This window comes from Flavobacterium branchiophilum FL-15 (genome assembly GCF_000253275.1).
GTDB lineage: Bacteria > Bacteroidota > Bacteroidia > Flavobacteriales > Flavobacteriaceae > Flavobacterium > Flavobacterium branchiophilum.
Genome location: NC_016001.1, coordinates 1,998,550 through 2,017,430, shown reverse-complemented (window position 1 = coordinate 2,017,430; position 18,881 = coordinate 1,998,550). Strand labels below are relative to the sequence as shown.

At 32.5% G+C, this 18,881-nt stretch carries 12 protein-coding genes; 7 read left to right on the top strand and 5 right to left on the bottom strand.

Translation table 11 applies throughout. From position 1 onward, the window contains the following. The first annotated feature begins 5 nt into the window (after window positions 1–5). Together FBFL15_RS08710 and FBFL15_RS15760 are read left to right on the top strand one after the other, a co-directional pair. Window positions 6–605, top strand: coding sequence for an SMI1/KNR4 family protein (locus FBFL15_RS08710; protein WP_014084243.1), 600 nt, complete (start codon window positions 6–8; stop codon window positions 603–605). A 116-nt stretch (window positions 606–721) separates the two neighbouring features. Then, window positions 722–5,068 carry an SMI1/KNR4 family protein gene (locus FBFL15_RS15760; protein ID WP_014084242.1) on the top strand — a complete coding sequence of 1,449 codons (4,347 nt, stop codon included), beginning with the start codon at window positions 722–724 and terminating at the stop codon, window positions 5,066–5,068. 678 nt (window positions 5,069–5,746) lie between these two features. On the opposite strand, the gene FBFL15_RS08695 is transcribed toward FBFL15_RS15760, so the two are convergent. Beyond that, window positions 5,747–6,898 carry an IS110 family RNA-guided transposase gene (locus tag FBFL15_RS08695; protein WP_014083827.1) on the bottom strand — a complete coding sequence of 384 codons (1,152 nt, stop codon included), beginning with the start codon at window positions 6,896–6,898 and terminating at the stop codon, window positions 5,747–5,749. A gap of 474 nt (window positions 6,899–7,372) precedes the next feature. Further along, on the bottom strand, window positions 7,373–8,626 hold the full coding sequence (locus FBFL15_RS08690; protein WP_014084241.1) for a DEAD/DEAH box helicase: 1,254 nt from the start codon (window positions 8,624–8,626) through the stop codon (window positions 7,373–7,375). A gap of 173 nt (window positions 8,627–8,799) precedes the next feature. Between FBFL15_RS08690 and FBFL15_RS08685 the strand changes: the two genes are divergently transcribed. Next, window positions 8,800–9,474: an SCO family protein gene (locus FBFL15_RS08685; protein WP_014084240.1), complete on the top strand. Its 675-nt coding sequence runs from the start codon at window positions 8,800–8,802 to the stop codon at window positions 9,472–9,474. A 44-nt stretch (window positions 9,475–9,518) separates the two neighbouring features. Here the strand turns inward: FBFL15_RS08685 and ggt are convergent, their stop codons facing one another. Both ggt and FBFL15_RS08675 read right to left on the bottom strand, forming a co-directional pair. Beyond that, window positions 9,519–11,216 carry a gamma-glutamyltransferase gene (gene ggt, locus FBFL15_RS08680; RefSeq protein WP_014084239.1) on the bottom strand — a complete coding sequence of 566 codons (1,698 nt, stop codon included), beginning with the start codon at window positions 11,214–11,216 and terminating at the stop codon, window positions 9,519–9,521. Between the two features lie 41 nt (window positions 11,217–11,257). Continuing rightward, a complete protein-coding gene (locus FBFL15_RS08675; RefSeq protein WP_014084238.1) occupies window positions 11,258–11,941 on the bottom strand; it encodes a Crp/Fnr family transcriptional regulator in 684 nt (227 codons plus the stop codon). 153 nt (window positions 11,942–12,094) lie between these two features. Here FBFL15_RS08675 and FBFL15_RS08670 point away from each other — a divergent pair, with 153 nt between their 5' ends. The 3 genes from FBFL15_RS08670 (at window position 12,095) to FBFL15_RS08660 (ending at window position 17,510) form a co-directional block, all read left to right on the top strand. After that, window positions 12,095–14,482 (top strand): heavy metal translocating P-type ATPase, encoded by a 2,388-nt coding sequence (locus tag FBFL15_RS08670; RefSeq protein WP_014084237.1) that lies wholly within the window; start codon window positions 12,095–12,097, stop codon window positions 14,480–14,482. 77 nt (window positions 14,483–14,559) lie between these two features. Then, window positions 14,560–16,623, top strand: a complete 2,064-nt coding sequence (locus FBFL15_RS08665) for a M1 family metallopeptidase (protein WP_014084236.1) — start codon at window positions 14,560–14,562, stop codon at window positions 16,621–16,623. Beyond that, window positions 16,620–17,510 carry a patatin-like phospholipase family protein gene (locus tag FBFL15_RS08660; protein WP_014084235.1) on the top strand — a complete coding sequence of 297 codons (891 nt, stop codon included), beginning with the start codon at window positions 16,620–16,622 and terminating at the stop codon, window positions 17,508–17,510. The genes FBFL15_RS08665 and FBFL15_RS08660 overlap by 4 nt, the downstream gene beginning before the upstream one ends. Here the strand turns inward: FBFL15_RS08660 and FBFL15_RS08655 are convergent. Then, complete coding sequence (locus tag FBFL15_RS08655; protein WP_014084234.1) at window positions 17,503–18,024, bottom strand: DUF7935 family protein; 522 nt, start codon at window positions 18,022–18,024, stop codon at window positions 17,503–17,505. The genes FBFL15_RS08660 and FBFL15_RS08655 overlap by 8 nt on opposite strands. An 81-nt stretch (window positions 18,025–18,105) precedes the next feature. Here FBFL15_RS08655 and FBFL15_RS08650 point away from each other — a divergent pair, with 81 nt between their 5' ends. After that, the gene (locus tag FBFL15_RS08650; protein ID WP_014084233.1) at window positions 18,106–18,873 is read left to right on the top strand and encodes a sulfite exporter TauE/SafE family protein; all 768 of its coding nucleotides are present in this window, start codon (window positions 18,106–18,108) and stop codon (window positions 18,871–18,873) included. The last annotated feature ends 8 nt before the right edge of the window (window positions 18,874–18,881 follow it).

Sequence of the window (18,881 nt, the reverse complement as noted above, 5' to 3'; positions counted from 1 at the left end):
AAACAATGGAAAATTTATCAAAAAAATACATCAATGGTTTAAAAAAAGCCTACTACGACCGAGAAGGACAAGAGATTTGGGAACATTTTGAGTCTATCAAACACGGAATTCATAAAGAAGATGAAGAACGATTGAAGCAGGCTTTCCCACAAATTCCCGAAAGTTTAATTGCATTGTTGCAATTTGTAGATGGCACACATTGGAGAAAATTTCAAAATGAAAAAATTGCCTTTTTCTTTTTGGGATCGGATATGTTTGAATATCCGTATTATATTTTGAGTGCCGAAGAGATGATGACTAGTAAAGATTATATCTATTTTGGTGAATATATCAACAGAGTAAATGCCTTTATTGAAGTAGATAATCGCATTATTTCGGATTCCAAAGCACTCAATTGGCTTCATTTTTCCAATTGTATGAACAATGGAGGTACTTCGCAATTGTATATAGATTTTTCTCCTTCGGCAAAAGGAAAAGTAGGTCAAATTGTTCGCTACACCCACGATCCCGATGAATTGATTGTTATTGAAGATAGTTTTGATGCTTATTTAAAAATGCTAATTGAGGCTGATTTTCAGTTTATTGTGGATGATATGATGGAGTAATTATAAAAAACAACTATTCGAAAATTTAAACCATTAAGAAATTAAGGTAATTAAGACTTAATGAAACTTAATATCTTAATGGTTCAAAATAAAAAAATGATTTAAAAAATGAAAACATGCAAATCCTATCCCAACTCTTCACCAATTGGATTGACTTAATCCATAAAATCGTTCCGGAACACAATCCGTATTTCAATTTGACTTCTGGTATTTCGGAAATGGAAATTGAAACACATAAAACCCTCGAAAATGGACTTGAAATTCCCGTTGAATTAATCCATTTATACAAAATATATAATGTAAAAGATAACCATGTTGCCTCCGCTTTCAGTTTTACACCAGAAAACGGGGGCTGGTATCAATTGATTCCATTCAAAAAAATAAAACAAGAATGGGAAGGCATTCAAAATTTGTATTTTGAAGATAGTCTTGAAGAAGGCAATTTAGAAAATTTTGACCCAAAAGTAAAAGCAGACGACTATGCTAATCCGCGTTGGATCCCTTTTGCAGATGGCGACAATGGCGATTACCTGCTTTTTGATACCGACCCAAGTGATGAAGGCAAGTATGGTCAAATTATCCTTCTCGAAAATGAATCTTGGGAACGAATTGTAATTGCGAATTCTATCGAAGAATTAATCGAATCGCAAATTGAAAAAGTAAATAAAAGAGAACCAAAAGATTTTTTTGATTTTCTAACTCATAAAAATGAAACCAAAACAACTACCCTTTTTCTTCCTGCGTCCGAACTCAAAAACCTGCTAAAAACAGTTCCATTTAATGACGTAAAACATCTTGTTCCTGAGGATTCTTGGTTATACAAAGAATGTTCAAAAGCTACTGAAAACGAGATGATGGTTCATTTTTATGAAGGCGATTTAGAAATAGATTACATCGATTTGGCACAACCTTTCATTGAATATGAACGTCGAACTGAAGATTATGAAACCTATTTGAGGGAACAAACGGGAATGTTTCTATTAATTACAGGCGATTTGAAAGCCAAAAATCTCTTTTCGAGCAATGATGATGGCGCTTTTGGTTTGGTCGTTTTGGGAGATGTCGAAGTCCAAAATATGGTTGTAGGCGGAAGCGAAATTCATATTTTACAAGACCTCAAGGTGTCCGATTTACTTTGGGGAAATTACAATCATGGGAGTTTATATGTTGATTTGGAAATCTTTGCTAGAGTCATTATTTTCAGTGAAGAATACCATTTTGACGAAGAGCAATCGTCATACAGATCGGAATATTATTTCAACGAAAACAGTGCAGATTATGAAGACGACACCGAATATTATATCGAAGCTGCCGAAAGTTTGTTTGAACCCGAACATTTATATTATTCCATCGCAACTATAACCGATGAAGAAATGGAAGATATTGTGTTTTGGGGCAATATTGTCAATCGGGATTCGGTTATTGAAAGTCTGAAACAAGACAAAAATGTACTAAAAACGGTTTTTGATGGCGTTGAATCGTATCAAGATAAAACGCCTTTAGAAAAAATCAAGGCCACTTTGAAAGAATTAGTTCCGATTTGTGTCAAAAATAGTGAAAAGAAAAACCGACTTTATCAATGGATTCAAAATTTTGAAATCGAAGAAGCTATTTTGGATAATCCGCAGGAAGTTTTGGATGCTATTTGTGATCATTTAGATCCAGAATGGCCTCATCTTTTCATCACTATAGACCATAAATTTTCGGTGGAAGATGTGGCATTTAATATTTCAAAAACATTACAAGAAAATTTTGATTTACATGATTTTACACTTCCAAAAAAAGCCGACTACCATGGGCTTCCTTATGTTTTAAAGGACATTTGGATTGATTTTGAGTTGGCTTTAAAAGAGATTGATTCCCGTTTACAATTGACTTTTTTAGAAACCGATACCGATTCCTATTTTATTGTTTTACATCACGAATTAGATAAATGGACCGTAGAAAGTATTTTAGATGCACTAGGGTTTGAAAGTTATTTTCACGATTCGGACTTTTTGGAGGCGCACAATCATAAAAATATTCCGATTCTATTTGAAAACAAAGCACTTACTCTTGAAAATTACAATCGTTTTTTTGAAAATTATCAGGAAGCGCATCATAACGAAGTGGCTCTCTATTTACCGCTTTCAAGAACCAATGTGTTTGTAAACAAGCCACATCAACGAGCTTCGGATGGTGCCGATGTGCCACAAAGTATCTTTTTTTTATTGGAAGATGGAGCAGAAATTTACATTTGGGTTTCACCAAAAAAAATGCTGCAAAAACTCTTTTCAAAAACAGATCATTTTGAAATTATATATAAAAATACCGATGAAAAGATATATGAATTTAAAACGATTCAAGAGGTGCCAAATGCTTTAGAACGTTTTACACCAATTTGGGCAGAATTTTTAATTCATGTAGAAAGAAGTCATTTTTATTTCACTCAATTACAGCAAATTGCAACTCCTGAACGCATTAGAAGTATCATAAATTTGGAGGTGGTGCAGGAAAAATACAATGATTACGAAGATGCCGACAAAATGCCTTGGCTGGGCGATTACAATTTGTCTTTCGATTGGTCGCTAACGGATTATGTAACCTTTAGAATTTCTGAAGAAATAGAAAGTTCTTCCGAATTTGATGCCAAACATTTTTACTTTGATGCATTTACAGATGGAGATTCTCGCTTTCGGTATTGGTCAAGTCAAAATCAGGCAACCAATGATATTTATACAAATGAAAACAAAGCCATTCAATTTTTGGATTATGATTTGATTAAAAAAGCGACCAAAAATTTTATAGCATGCGAGCAATTAATTCAAAAAGATAATGAAAAATATCTACTCAAAAACATTCAAGGAAAATACCATAGTTATTATGAAGAAAAGCCTTTTTCAGATGAAGAACAAGCCGAATTGATTTGTGAAAACTTGCAAATTATAGCTGATTTTTGTGAAAAGCAAAATCGAAATTATAAATATGATTTTTTCACAATTATTCGAGAAAATCATAGGATTTCTGTTAAGCGCAAAGAGCCAGATTATAACAATCTCTTCCGTTTGGCTATTCTGGACGAACCTTTTGGCAATGATACTAATGAAGAAAATTATGCCGCTTTGGATTATGATATCGAAATTGATGATACTAATTATGTGACGTTGTGGCATAATTCCAAACAGGATTTTTCACCTCAAAAAAACATGAAATTTTTGCTTTTCAAGCTGCTGGAATTTGTTGAAAAAGAGAAAAAACGGTTGAAAAAAGAAGCCAAAAAAGAACAAAAAGAATTTGAATCCTACAAGCAACGAATTGCGAATTATATTTCACTTTATGGGAATCATAAACCTTTTGAAACCGTTAGCATTCAAGGGCAAACTTTCAAGGTGATTCACAGAAAAGAAGCCGAAATGTATTTGAAGCAATGCACGGATTTTGAAGGAAATGAAATTTATGATGCTTTTAATATGTTTTCTATTGATGGCGATGAAGCGTATATGAAAAACAGCTTTTTCCTTTTGGCAGAAAATGAAATGGAACTCGAAAGTTTGTATTTGGACACCTATTTAGATGATTTTGAAGATTTATACATTTTAGGGTATATTTTTAAAGAAAAAATCACGATCAAAAAACATCTAAGTGCTTATGATTTAGACTTTTCACCACCAATTATTTGCCTTGCCGATGCTGATATTTTCAGTATGTATCTTAGTGGAACTACCCATTATTTTCATCAAAATTTAGATGCCGAATTCTTGCAAGGGCACTACAACCACGGCGAATTGTATGTAAAACAAAAAGCCACCATCAACCTGATTTATGCCGATGATTTCCGAATGAATTTCAATAAAATTGTTTGTTGGGCACTGGTTTGTGATGAATATGATGTAACGGCTTTTGATACCGTTTTGAACGAAAAAAATGAAGAAATACCCGTTCAGAATCAGTATTTAGCTACTCATAATTTAGAAGAAGTGCTTCACGACCGCTTTCTATATGAAGATGAATATGGTTTCAAAATCAAAGATCATGGCTACCTTCGAGAAAATCAATATGGCGAAGAGGAAGAAACTTTTGTTGAGTTTATCGAAAAAGGCGGAAGCCCCATGGACTATGACAAACTCAATGCGGTAAACGATGAACTTGTGGATAATTTTGAGTCCCGAATCCAAGCCATTTTGGACCAAACCGAAATAAAAAACTTAAATGTAAATGATATATTGTACAAAGGTTTAGAAGGAGAAAATTATTATTTCTTCAAAGCAGATAATTATTTCCAAATAGGCAAATGGTTTCTGAATCAGCACATTGCGGTTTATATTTCACATTATTATGAAGAAGAAACCTTGCTCAATGTCAATTATTATCAAGACGATAACAGCACTTTGAAATATTCCTTTGAAACCAAATTAGAAGACGATTACATCACCACATTAGTTGCCAAACGCATTTTTCGGGAGGCTGAGAAGTGGGTTTTGTAATTATACCAAATATACATATAAAATAGTCCAATCTACTTGTTCTTTTTTGCTAAAATTATTCATAAAAAATAGTTCCGTAGCCCAGCTATGCAACGATTTTTTTTGAAAATTTTTTCTAAAAAATAACTACGCATCTTTGGACTATTTTATAAATATATTTGGTATTACTTTTTAATGATTTATTTCTTTTTAATATAAATTATTCTGCTGAAAACGGGTTTTCTAGCCCCGATTGAAGTGTAAAGGTACTATCTTAAAATCCAAATTTTTTTCCATAATTTTCATAAAAAATTGACTTTTTTTTATTTTCATTTAATTCGTTTTTAATATTGTTTTTTTGATGGATGGTGCAAAAATGAATGTCATTAATTGAATCATTTCAGGTCATACTTTCTATTTTTTTGTACTTTTGCCATGCAAAAATGAAATTCATTTTACTGCTCCTTTAATTTATTAATTGGGCAGTTTTTTTATAAGAGTTTAAAAAAGAATTAGACATTTCTTGTTGTTGGTTTGTTATTTTTTGTATAATTGCCAATCTGCATTCCTTTGTTTTCTTCTTTATTTGAATATAAATTAAACCACTTCCACTCTGACCAATTTGTGTCTAAAAATAGTGTGAATTTTATTAAATCATCGAACCTGTATTTTAGACATTTTGCTGTTCCATCAGCGTTGTTACGCAACTTCACAATGGCTATGTATTTTTTCTTTTTTTTTATCTTTTGTTTCATTATCTTCTTTTTTTTCATAATTTTGCACCTCTGAGAAACCGCTTTTTAAGCTGTTATCTTGTATAGCCTCGGAATTCATTTCGGGGCTATCTTTTTTATAATCAGGATTATAGGGTTCATTTTTCTTCCAAATATGATATATTAAAACCAATTGTTTTTTTTGAACTGCTACATAGCTTTTCATCTTTATGCCATGTTTTGCAAATGTCCTTTCATATAAACTCACCAATGGTTTTTCTTTATATTTTATAGCTACAAATGCTGGCATAAACAAAGCCCTACGAATACGACTATTTCCTTTTTTAGAAATTTTTGTCTTTCCAACACTCATCCCAGATTCTCTTTCAACAACATCAAATCCAGCATACGACACTAATTGCTTGTAATTTTTGAACAATTCAAAGCCATTTGTCTCAGCTATAATGGTTGATACACTAAGCAATGCAATCCCTTTTATTTTGCAAATGTTGTCCACTTTTTGTTTTAGAACCTGGTCTGAATTAATCAAATTTTTCATTAATTTTTCAAGCTCTTTAAGCTGTTCGTTGAACAATTCAATGATTGCCTTTTGTTGGTTTATCATCATTTCACTCATATACATGCTGTTTTCTAAAGCATGGAGTTGATTGTTAATGACTGTTTTTTGATCTTGTAAATTTTGATACTGTCTTGTGTATTGTCGCAATTCATAATACAACTTACCCATGGGTTGCCAAAGTTCCAAACATTGTTCTGCTCCCATTTTTGACAATCCTTTGGCATCAATGCTGTCGTTTTTAGATTTTAATCCTAAAGAAATTAAATAATGCTTTGCCTTATTTGGCAAAATAATGGAAACGGCATACTTTTTTTCTGAAAAATAAAGGGCACAATTTTCGTGATAAACACCTGTAGCCTCCATGCACATAACCAAGGGAATTTCTTGCAACTTTTTCTTTTTGACAATCCATTCGTCCATGCTCTGAAATCCTTTCAAAGTGTTTGGAAATGAAGTACTTGCTACTACAGTTACTTTTTGATTACAATCAATTACAGACATGCAAATATCAATTTTTTTACTTGCAACGTCCAATCCTACTGAATACTTAATGCTCATAATTATTTCTTTTTAGGATAACAAAATATTACATTTACCTTTGCTCATTTTTTATACAACATCTAAACTAAATAGTATAGTGCTTAAGTACTAATTGTGGTTATTTTGTAATAAAAACAAAGTTGATTTTCCTTTCGCATGAATATCATTAAATGTATTTAGCCCGCAAACAATTATGCAACTTTGTTTTGTTATCTATTATCAATTTTTAATTTTCAAAAATACATTTTTTTTGTAAATTATTATCAGATGCAAAGATATGAGCCCGGAACAAAAAAAGGGAGTGGTTCTTGGCAAAAAAAAGCGACCAAAGAAGCTCTTTTTTTGCCTTAGAACCACCCCTTTTTTTGTGAGGACTTGAAACAAAAAGCGGGAATAGCTTCAAATAAAAATACTTTGATACTGTCCTAAAAAAGTGTGTAAAATTTTTTATATAAATTTAAGATATTGAGGCATAAAACTTACTGGACGCTTTTAGTACCATCTTTTTTTATTCTGTTTAGAGCCAGCAGATTTTCTTGATTTGTGAGCACCGCCGCTTCGATTGCTGTTTTTTGGTGCAGTTTCGGGCACACTTTTTGGGCTACCACTATGCCAAGGGTAAGGATGATCGGTTACGATGGCAACATCAACTTTGATTAATTTTTGGATGTCTTTCCAGTATGGTTCTTCATCTTTGCTGCAAAAAGAGATGGCTATACCACCATTTCCGGCCCTGCCAGTTCTACCAATTCTGTGTACATACGTTTCGGGAATATTAGGCAAATCAAAATTGATAACAAACGGCAATTGGTCGATATCTATACCTCTTGCAGCAATATCGGTGGCAACCAAAACACCAATTTCTTTATTTTTAAATGCTTCTAAAACCCTTTGACGGGCATTTTGCGATTTGTCTCCATGAATAGCTTCTGCAGGAATATTGTTTTTTCTGAGCGCTTTGACAACATTGTCTGCCCCGTGTTTGGTTCTTGAAAAAATTAACACGTCAGAAATATTTTCATTTTTTATTAAATGATATAATAAATTTCTTTTTTCTGTTTTATCTACAAAATATATTTTTTGCGATACTTTTTCTGCGGTAGAAGATACAGGCGACACCGTTACAGATTCGGGATTGTTTAAAAACATTTCGGCTAATTCCCGAATTGCAATGGGCATAGTGGCTGAAAAAAGTAAGGTTTGTCGGTTTTTTGGTGTTAATTTAACAATTTTTTTTACATCGTTTACAAATCCCATATCCAGCATTTGGTCTGCTTCGTCCAATACAAGGGTGTGCAAATCGTGCAAATGTATAAAGCCTTGTTTATGCAAATCTAATAATCGCCCAGGCGTTGCTATCAAAACATCTACTCCTTTTTTTAAGGTTTCAACTTGCGGCAACTGCGACACCCCGCCAAAAATGGTGAGTTGCGTTAGGTTGGTATATTGAGCATAGCTATCAAAATTTTGACCAATTTGTACTGCCAATTCACGAGTTGGGGTTACAACTAGTGCTCTTATCACTTTTGGTTTTTTTGACGAACCCACAATTCGATGTAGTTGATGGATGATAGGAATGGCAAAAGCTGCAGTTTTTCCTGTACCTGTTTGAGCACATCCAACCAAATCGTTTCCTGCTAATATAATGGGTATCGATTGTTCTTGAATGGGAGTTGCAGTGGTATAGCCTTGCTCGACAATGGCTTTTTGAATACTTTTTGATAGTGAAAATGCTTCGAATAACATGGTGTCTGATTAAGATTTTTAAGTATATTACTTAAATTATGGGCAAATATAGTGATTTTTAAACAAAAGAAGGTGTTGAATTTAAGGACACTTATTGTTTTGAATGGTTTTATGGAATTTTAATTGTTTATTTCAAGCAAAAAAACTAATTTTGCCTTAAATTTATTAAGATTATGGTTTTATTATTTATAAAAAAATACAGATGGTTTTTTATTATATTGTTTGTTTTTTCTACACTTACCATAGGGGCTTTTTATATGGCTTTGAAACCCAAAAAACACTTAACAGTTTATAACCCAGATATGGTAAATCCTGAATTGGTAGATTCTACTGTTCAATATATAAGTAAATATCATACAATTTCGGATTTTTCATTTACCAATCAAAATGGTAAAACCATAACTCAAAAAGATTTTGAGGGCAAAATATATGTTGCCGATTTTTTCTTTACGACTTGCGGTTCTATTTGTCCAAAAATGACTACAAATATGGTTGAAATCCAAAAAGCATTCGCAAATAATCCTCAAGTAATGTTACTATCTCATTCTGTTTTGCCAGATACAGACGATGTAAAAGCATTAAAAAAATATGCTTTGAAAAATGGCGTAAACGATTTAAAATGGCATTTAGTAACGGGCGACAAGAAAGATATTTATACGATGGCTCGTAAATCCTATTTGGCAGTCAAGTTGGGCAAACCCAATGAATTGTATGACATGGTACATACAGAAAATTTTGTTTTAGTGGATACCAAACGTCGGGTAAGGGGGTTTTATGATGGAACAAAACCAGAGGAAATTCAAAAACTTATTGAAGACATCCATTGGCTTTTGGAAAATAACGAATAATTATTACAAATAAATAAACGTTATGTTTTGAAAGTAGGATTTTATTAAAATCCAACTGCTTTATCATCTCCTCTAAAATCTGCACCGCCTTCTAATTGCTGGTTTGGCAAAACCAAAATAGCATCAACTTTTCCTATAACGGGTGCTGTTTTTTCGTTTATGAGATAGCCTTTTTTGACTAACTCATTTAATATTTGAGGGTCAAAACGATGAGGTTCAACCAAAATTTCATCGGGTAACCATTGATGATGAAATCGTGGAGCATCCACAGCTTCTTGCATACTCATATTGTATTCATAAACATTTAACAGCGTTTGCAATACCGAAGTGATAATCGTAGAACCTCCAGGTGAACCAAGAACCATATACAACTGGCCATTTTTTTCAACTATAGTTGGTGTCATGGAACTGAGCATCCGCTTTTGAGGAGCAATACTGTTGGCTTTTGCACCAATTAGCCCATATATATTGGCTACACCTGGTTTTATACTAAAATCGTCCATTTGGTTATTCAAAAAAAATCCCAAATCTTCTGAGTATAATTTGGAGCCAAATGCCCCATTTAAAGTGGTAGTAGCGGCAACTGCATTTCCAAAAGGGTCTATTATAGAATAATGTGTAGTTTCATTACTTTCTGAAAATGAGATAGTTCCATGGTTCAATTCAGAAGATTTGGTTGCTTTATCAAAACTAAAATCTTTCATTCTCAATTTTAAATAATTTTCGTTGAGCAAGGTGTTTTGAGGAATTTTTACAAAATCAGGATCTCCTAAAAAATAATTTCTATCTGCATAAGCCCTACGTTCGGCCTCTGTAAGTAATTGCATACTTTGTGTAGAATGGTACCCTAATGTTTGTATATCGAAGGGTTCTATTTGTTTTAAGATTTGGGCTAAAGTGATACCGCCGCTAGATGGTGGTGCCATAGCAATAATATTCAAATTTTTATAAGGAAAAACAATGGGTTGCCGCCATTTGACACGGTATTTTTTTAAGTCTTTTAAAGTAATAATACCCTTATTTTTTTGGATAAAGGCTACCAATTGTTGAGCTGTTTTGCCTCGATAATATTCTTTTTGACCCTTTTGTAAAATTCGTAAGAGCGTTGCTGCCAATTCGGGTTGTTTTAAGGTATCTCCTTTTTGAAAATCTCTGGCCATTTTTACATTTATGCCACTAATAGCTGCAATATCTTTTTGATGTTTTTGAAATTGAGCCGCTTGTTTTTCGGTTATTACAATTCCTTTTTGTGCCAATTGAATTGCGGGTTGAAAAATATCGGACAAGGGTAACGAACCCAACTTTTTGTGTACTGCAAAAATGCCAGCAATAGTGCCTGGAACTCCAATGGCAAGTCCACCATGTACGCTTAAATTTGGAATAACATTGCCGTTTGCATCTAAATACATGTCCCGATGAGCGGCTAAAGGTGCTTGTTCTCGATAATCTAACGTGCCTACACTCCCATTTGCTTTTCTATAAACCATAAAACCGCCTCCGCCAATGTTGCCGGCATACGGATATGCTACTGCCAAAGCCAATTCTGTTGCACACATAGCATCAAAAGCATTGCCCCCTTTTTGTAAGATAGCTGTTCCTATTTGTGCCGCTTCTTCCCGAGCAGCAACCACCATGGCTTTGGAGGCAATCAATCCTTTTGGTGTTTGGTCTTGTGCCAAAATGAAATTGCTAATTAATAAAAAAATAAATATAAAAAATGTATTTTTAGTAGGTATAGTCATCAAAAATAAGGGTGAGATTTAAAAAAATAGTAGTCAGGATTTTAACCTAATGCTAACATTTTTAATTTGTTTGCGTTCAAAATGATTATTTTTTTTCCAATAATATCAATATCATTATTTTTATTAAATTCCGACAATAACCTGATGCAACTTTCTGTTGCCGTACCAATCATGCCAGCCATTTCCTCTCTCGACAATTGAATTTTGAGACTGCCATCTGGATTTTCGCCAAAATTTTCATACAAATAAATCAATGTTTCTGCCAACCGTTGCTTGACTGTTTTTTGAGCTAATGAAATGGTGTGGTCGTCGGCTTCTTTCAAATCGTTGCATATTGTTTTGAGTACCGCCATCGAAAATTTTTGATTTTCCTGAAAAAAGGGCATCATCTCACTTTTGGGTATAAAACATACTTTCATTTCTTCCAAAGCTACTGCACTTAAATTGGCATTTTCGTCGCTAATCATCGAGCGTTGCCCCAGTAGTTCGCCCGATTTGACAATTTTTATTATATGGTCTTTGCCATTTGTGCCAAGTTTGGTCATTTTACAAGCTCCTTCTTTAACACAAAACACCCCATTTGTTGCATCGCCTTCATTAAATATGGCATCCCCTTTTTTTAAATTGTATGTCGTTTTACAAATGGCAACTTTCGCCAATTCAGTATCGGTTAGAGCGTTTAAAGAACTGTATTTTCTTACATCGCATTGTTCGCAGATTGTCATATTTGATGTATTAAGTGTTGAAATATTTGTAAGTAATATATTTAAAAAATAATTATTCTAAATTTTATAACAAAAATATAACTTTTAATGATAATTATCATCATTTTTTAGAATGTTTTTTTGAATATTTGCATTATACTAAAAATGCTTTTTATGGTTGTCAAAAAATGTTTTCATTGTGGCTTGGATACGGATGCAAATAATGAAATTGAATTTGATCAAAAAAAATTTTGTTGCAATGGTTGCAAAACAGTGTACGAAATATTTTCCATCAACGACATGAGCTGTTATTATGATTTTGAAAAAACACCTGGCAGTACACCCAATGACATTCAGGGCAAATATGATTTCTTAAAAAATGAAGATATTATTATAAAAATATTAGATTTTAAAGAAAATTCAAACTGTATCATAACTTTAACTATTCCTCACATTCATTGCAGCTCGTGTATTTGGGTTTTAGAAAACTTACAACGATTAAATCAAGGCATTTCAAAATCTGAAGTCAATTTTAATCAAAAAAAAGTAAGAATTCATTTTGATAATGATCTTGTTTCTCTTCATGAAATTGTACTTGTTTTGTGTTCAATTGGCTATGAACCCTACATCAGTCTCGAAAATTATGAAACAGGAACTCCATCTATCGATAGATCATTGACTTACAAACTTGGAGTAGCCTTTTTTTGTTTTGGCAACATCATGTTATTGTCTTTTCCCGAATATTTTGAGGTTGATGAATTTTGGCTCAACCAATATCGTAATTTTTTCAGATGGCTTATTTTTGCTTTGTCCATTCCTAGTTTTGTATATGCGGCCAGTAGTTATTATGTTTCAGCATTCAAAAGCCTAAAAAGCGGTATGCTCAATATGGATATCCCAATTGCGTTGGGCATCATTGTCATGTTTGTTCGTAGTACTTTTGACATTATAATGGATTATGGATCGGGTTTTTTTGATAGTTTAACAGGGTTGATATTTTTTATGCTTTTGGGTAAAATGTTTCAAATTAAAACTTACAATTTTTTAAGTTTTGAACGAGATTACAAATCCTATTTTCCTATTGCAGTTACCAAAGTAAACCCAACCCATACCCTTGAGGAAAGTATAGCGGTATATGATATTCAAAAAGGCGATATGTTGCTCATACGCAATCAAGAACTGATACCTGTTGATGGTATTTTATTGTCTGAAGAAGCGGCTATTGATTATAGTTTTGTAACAGGCGAATCGCAACCCGTTTTTAAAAAATCTGGCGACACCCTGTATGCAGGAGGCAAGCAAATAGGAAAACCAATAGAAATGACGGTTTTACATACGATTTCGCAAAGTTATCTGACACAATTGTGGAGCAACGATGTTTTTCAAAAAACGGTCAATCAAAAGTATAAAACAATTACAGATACTGTTAGCAAATATTTTACTCCTATATTATTAATCACGGCATTTGCAGGATTTGTATTTTGGATTTTTCAAAATACCAATACCGCTTTCAACGTTTTTACGGCCGTTTTGATAGTTGCTTGCCCGTGTGCATTGGCACTTACTGCACCGTTTACTTTTGGCAATGTATTACGAATATTAGGAAAAAATGAATTTTATCTTAAAAATGCTTTAGTAATAGAGCAAATGGCACAAATAGACACTATTGTTTTTGACAAAACAGGCACCATAACGAGCAATTTAAAATCAGAAATTTCATATATTGGTAGCACTATATTGGATGCCGATATGGCAATTGTAAAAAGTACTTTGAGAAGTTCAAACCATCCATTGAGTAGGTTGTTATATGATTTTTTACCTGCATTTCCATCTATTAAATTAACTGATTATGAAGAAGTTACGGGCAAAGGATTGAAAGCTACATTCCAAAATAAAACCATCACACTGGGTTCTAAATCATTTGTTGGAGCAGCCTCTATTATTGAAAATGAAAACCACCTGCAAACAGCCGTTCATATAGCCATTTCTGGAGTTTATCAAGGTAAATTTGTTTTCAAAAATAATTACCGCAAGGGTTTAACCAAGCTTTTTCAACAATTGAGTACACAATTTGAGTTAAAAATAGTTTCTGGAGACAACGAAGGCGAAAAAGAGCGTTTAGAAAAATGGTTGCCTCCACATGTTGAAATGGTTTTTAACCAAAAACCCGAGCAAAAACTTGATTTTATCAAACAGCTTCAAATCGAAGGAAAACGGGTCATGATGATTGGCGATGGGTTAAATGATGCAGGAGCATTGGCTCAAAGTCACGTTGGTATTTCAATTTCCGAAGATGTCAATGTTTTTTCTCCTGCTTGCGATGCTATTTTAGCGGCTTCAAAGTTTGAAAAAATTCCTGCATTTTTAGCATATTCACAGCAAGCCATGACTACTATCAAATGGAGTTTTACACTCTCAATATTGTATAATATTGTGGGGCTAGGTTTTGCACTCACGGGACAATTGCAACCTCTAGTTGCAGCCATTATTATGCCTTTAAGCACCATTACCATTGTAAGTTTTGTAACGATAATGAGTACTTATTTTGCAAAAAAATTATAAAAAAACGATTTTATTATTTTTTTTATCAATAAAACCTAAATTTTGCTATATTTGTTTTGATGAAAAAAAGTAGCAATATGAAGTATTTTCTTTGGTTATTTATCGCAATTGGAACTCAGGCCCAACAATTAAAAAATGTTGATTTTCAATCTGTTAAAGCAAACTTAGACTTAGATGTAGCAACTAAAAAAGTTATAGGGCATGTTGCTTTTCAATTTGAGGTATTGAATGAAATAGATACTATAAAAATTGATGCCGTCAATATGAAAGTTGATGATGTTCGGTTAAATAACAAAAAAGTTAAATATTTAGTTACCAATAAACAAATTCTCTTGTTTGACAACATCAAACGGGCTACCAATTACCTTACATTTAAATATGAAGTACAGCCCAAACAAACCATGTATTTTGTAGGTAATAATGACGATTTGCAAATTTGGACACAAGGGCAAGGCAAAAATAGCAGCGCTTGGTTTCCAAGTTTTGATGATTTGAACGAAAAATTGATTTTTAATCTCACGATTGGATTTGACAAAAAATTTGAAGTCATTTCAAATGGCTTACTAAAAAAGACTTTTTTCAAAAAAAATAAAAAATATTGGACTTATGAGATGCAAAAACCCATGAGTTCCTACTTGTTGATGTTGGCAATTGGTCAATTTGAACATCAAAAAATAAATACTTCATCGGGCATTCCTTTATCATTGTATTATCAGCCCAAAGACCGTTCAAAATATGAAGCCACTTACCGGTATTCTAAAGAAATATTTGACTTTTTTGAAAAAGAAATAGGAGTTCCCTATCCTTGGTCTGTTTACAAACAAATTCCCGTGAAAGATTTTTTATATGCAGGTATGGAAAATACTACAGCAACTATTTTTTCGCAAGATTTTGTTATAGATGCTATTGGTTTTCATGATAAAAGTTATGTCAATGTCAATACACATGAATTGGCCCATCATTGGTTTGGAGACTTAATTACTTCAAAATCAGATGTAGATCATTGGTTACACGAAGGATTTGCAACATATTATGCCCTTTTGGCAGAAGCACATTTGTATGGTCAAAATGAAATGGATTGGGAATTATACAACATGGCCGAACAATTACAAAAAGCATCTGAAACGGATTCGATACCCATTTTAAGTAACAAGGCCAGTTCGCTAACCTATTATAAAAAAGGAGCATGGGCACTTCATGCACTAAAACATCAAATTGGGCCAGAAGCATTTCGAAAAGGAATAAAAAATTATTTACAAAAATATCAATTTTTAAATGTCAATACAAATGAATTTTTAGATGAAATGAACAAAGTAGCTCCATTTGATCAGGCTGTTTTTAAGAAAAAATGGCTCGAAAACGGCAAATTTGACATCATTGAAGCCATGAAAATTTTAAATCAAAGCCCGTTCATGAATCAATATTTTGATGTGGCTTCTATGGAAAATGTTAGTTATTTAGACAAAAAAAGTACCTTTTTAGAGCTTATGAAGTCCAATGCTTTTTACCCTATCAAATCAGAAATATTGTTTCAAATTAAAGATATTCCTTACGAGTCAAAATCAGACATTATACAAGCCGCTTTTGCAACACAAAACTTGTCTATCAAACAAGATATTGCCCGACTGGGTATTCATTCGGAAGATTTTAAACCGCTTTATACTCAATTATTAAATGATAATTCCTATATTACAAAAGAAATTGTATTGACTAATTTATGGCGAAAATTTCCCGAAGACCAAACCGCACTCTTAAATCAAACCCAGGAATGGATAGGTTTTAATGATAAAAATTTACGTATTTTGTGGCTTACCTTGGCATTAAAAACGTCTAATTATAACCCTCAAATCAAAACTTCATATTATGACGAGTTAATTGAATATTCGTCCGAAAAATATGAAAGTGCTACCCGACAAAATGCTTTAAATAATTTGATTTTTTTAAACAAAAATGATTTCAATTATTTGCCACATTTAGTTCAAGCTTTGACCAGTCATAAATGGCAATTTTCAAAATTTGCAAGAGAAAAAATCCGTTTGATGCTCAAAAATAGCTCCCATCGAAGTTATTTTCAAACTTTATTGGTTACACTTCCAAATGATCAAAAAACAATTTTAAATCATTTATTATTAGAAAAATGAGAGCATTAGTAATTTCAGGCGGCGGCAGCAAAGGGGCTTTTGCGGGCGGAGTAGCCCAATACCTTATCGAAAATAGGGGGTTTGAATACGACCTTTTTTTAGGTACTTCTACCGGCAGTTTGCTAATTCCACATTTGGCATTAAGCAAAGTGGACAAAATTTTTGGCATTTATACAAGTGTTGATATGTCGAAAATTTTTGACATCAATCCGTTTAAAATTAAAATGGAGAATGGAATAGAAGTAGTTAGCATCAATCACTTTAATGTAATCAAACAATTTTTTAGAGGCCGACGAACTTTTGGCGAAAGCCAAAGATTGAGAAAATACATTAAAGATAATTTTACAAAAGAAGAATTTAATCTACTTAAAAACTCCTCAAAAGATATTGTAGTTACAGTTACCAACTTGTCTAAAAACGAAGTAGAATACAAATCGATTAAAGATTTTAATTATCAAGATTTTTGTGATTGGGTTTGGATTTCTTGTAATTATATACCATTTATGAGTTTAAGCTCACGAAATGGCTCTTTGTATGGCGATGGCGGATTTTCTAGCTTAGTTCCAATCCGAGAGGCTATTAATAGAGGAGCCACAGAAATAGATGTTATTATTTTGGAAACAGAAAAATTATTACAACCCAGAAACATCGGAAAAAACCCATTTTCGTTGATGGTTGATTTGTTTCAAACCCTTTTAGACCAAATTGAAAAACACGATATTACCATTGGTAAACTCGCAGCAAATAATAAAAATGTAAAATTAAACTTATATTACACTCCTTCTTCTTTAACAAACAATCCATTGATATTTAATAAAAATAAAATGAAAATCTGGTGGGACGAAGGGTTTCAATATGCTACCAGCAAAAATAATGGTATTAAATAATACTTTTTATCTCATTTTTAATAAAAGAAATTGCCTCTACACTTGGTGATTTTTTATCCAAAAGTGCTTTCAAAATCGACTCCCTAAGTTGGTTGGCATTTGTTATTGAAGTTTCTTTATTGGTGTTTCTAATAATTTGAATGGTTGTATTTTTAGCAGCCATAACGATAGTCCAAGCCTCTTCAGAAAGGTACAATTGTTGGGTTAAATTGTGTTCAAATTCTTGTTCGATTTGTGCAACAACAAAATTTTCATAATCCCATTTATTTTCGGATATAGGCTGAATTCTAATTAGTAATTGAGATAAAGATATACGCTCTAAAAACAAAATCATTCTTTCAAAAGCTTGTAATTGCAATGGCAAAACCGATTTTTGACTCTCTTTTTGAAGCATCCATTTCCTGATTTTTTGTTGTTCTTTGAAATGTAAATTAAATAAATAATAGGCCACACATCCTGTAATTATGGAGGGTAAGGTATAGGCTAATATTTGAATAAATGGGGTTGGTGTCATGATTTTGAATTTGAATGCAAATAAACAAAAAAACAAATCATTTGAAGCATTTATTGAGTATTTTTGAGCAAATTTTTTTTTATGGATGCCACTGTTTTGTTTATATTGTGTTGTACTGCTTTTGTTGCAGGATTTATAGATGCTATTGTTGGAGGAGGTGGTTTGCTTCAAACGCCTATGAGTTTGGTATTATTGCCTCAATTTCCAGTAGCAACGGTCATTGGAAGTGTAAAAATTCCTTCATTTTCAGGAACATTTTTGGCAGCTATTCAATACTTAAAAAAAGTAAAACTAAAATGGAACTTACTGATTATCATGATTTTATTGGCAATTCCAGCTGCTTTTTTGGGCTCATTATTACTAACAAAAGTCAATAACAATTTTATGAAACCCATTTTGCTGATCATTTTAGTAGGCCTTTTGATATACACTTATACTAAAAAAAATTTTGGTCAAAAAAGTATTTTAAATCTTACAAAAAAACAACAGATTAAAGGAGCCATCGTTAGCAGTGTGGTGATAGGTTTTTATGATGGTTTTATTGGTCCAGGCACAGGAAGTTTTTTTGTTTTGGCATTTATTTCACTTTTGGGTTATGATTTTTTAGAAGCATCGGCAAATGCCAAAATGGTCAATTTAGCTACCAACTTAGGGTCTATCATATTGTTTAGCTGTAAAGGCAAAATTATTTGGAGTATTGCTTTGCCTATGGCAATTTGCAACGCTTTTGGTGGATTTTTAGGATCCAAATTAGCAATTCAAAAAGGAAATGCTTTTATAAGAATATTTTTTATAATTGTAGTAGTTGGCACCTTGTTCCGATTTGGTTATGATGTTTTTTATCAATAATGTAAACC

What these genes read in the sequence shown, in the direction of transcription:
- FBFL15_RS08710 (WP_014084243.1), top strand. Translation starts at nt 6, where the DNA reads ATGGAAAATTTATCAAAAAAATACATCAATGGTTTAAAAAAAGCCTAC.
- FBFL15_RS15760 (WP_014084242.1), top strand. Translation starts at nt 722, where the DNA reads ATGCAAATCCTATCCCAACTCTTCACCAATTGGATTGACTTAATCCAT.
- FBFL15_RS08695 (WP_014083827.1), bottom strand. Translation starts at nt 6,898, where the DNA reads ATGAGCATTAAGTATTCAGTAGGATTGGACGTTGCAAGTAAAAAAATT.
- FBFL15_RS08690 (WP_014084241.1), bottom strand. Translation starts at nt 8,626, where the DNA reads ATGTTATTCGAAGCATTTTCACTATCAAAAAGTATTCAAAAAGCCATT.
- FBFL15_RS08685 (WP_014084240.1), top strand. Translation starts at nt 8,800, where the DNA reads ATGGTTTTATTATTTATAAAAAAATACAGATGGTTTTTTATTATATTG.
- ggt (WP_014084239.1), bottom strand. Translation starts at nt 11,216, where the DNA reads ATGACTATACCTACTAAAAATACATTTTTTATATTTATTTTTTTATTA.
- FBFL15_RS08675 (WP_014084238.1), bottom strand. Translation starts at nt 11,941, where the DNA reads ATGACAATCTGCGAACAATGCGATGTAAGAAAATACAGTTCTTTAAAC.
- FBFL15_RS08670 (WP_014084237.1), top strand. Translation starts at nt 12,095, where the DNA reads ATGGTTGTCAAAAAATGTTTTCATTGTGGCTTGGATACGGATGCAAAT.
- FBFL15_RS08665 (WP_014084236.1), top strand. Translation starts at nt 14,560, where the DNA reads ATGAAGTATTTTCTTTGGTTATTTATCGCAATTGGAACTCAGGCCCAA.
- FBFL15_RS08660 (WP_014084235.1), top strand. Translation starts at nt 16,620, where the DNA reads ATGAGAGCATTAGTAATTTCAGGCGGCGGCAGCAAAGGGGCTTTTGCG.
- FBFL15_RS08655 (WP_014084234.1), bottom strand. Translation starts at nt 18,024, where the DNA reads ATGACACCAACCCCATTTATTCAAATATTAGCCTATACCTTACCCTCC.
- FBFL15_RS08650 (WP_014084233.1), top strand. Translation starts at nt 18,106, where the DNA reads ATGGATGCCACTGTTTTGTTTATATTGTGTTGTACTGCTTTTGTTGCA.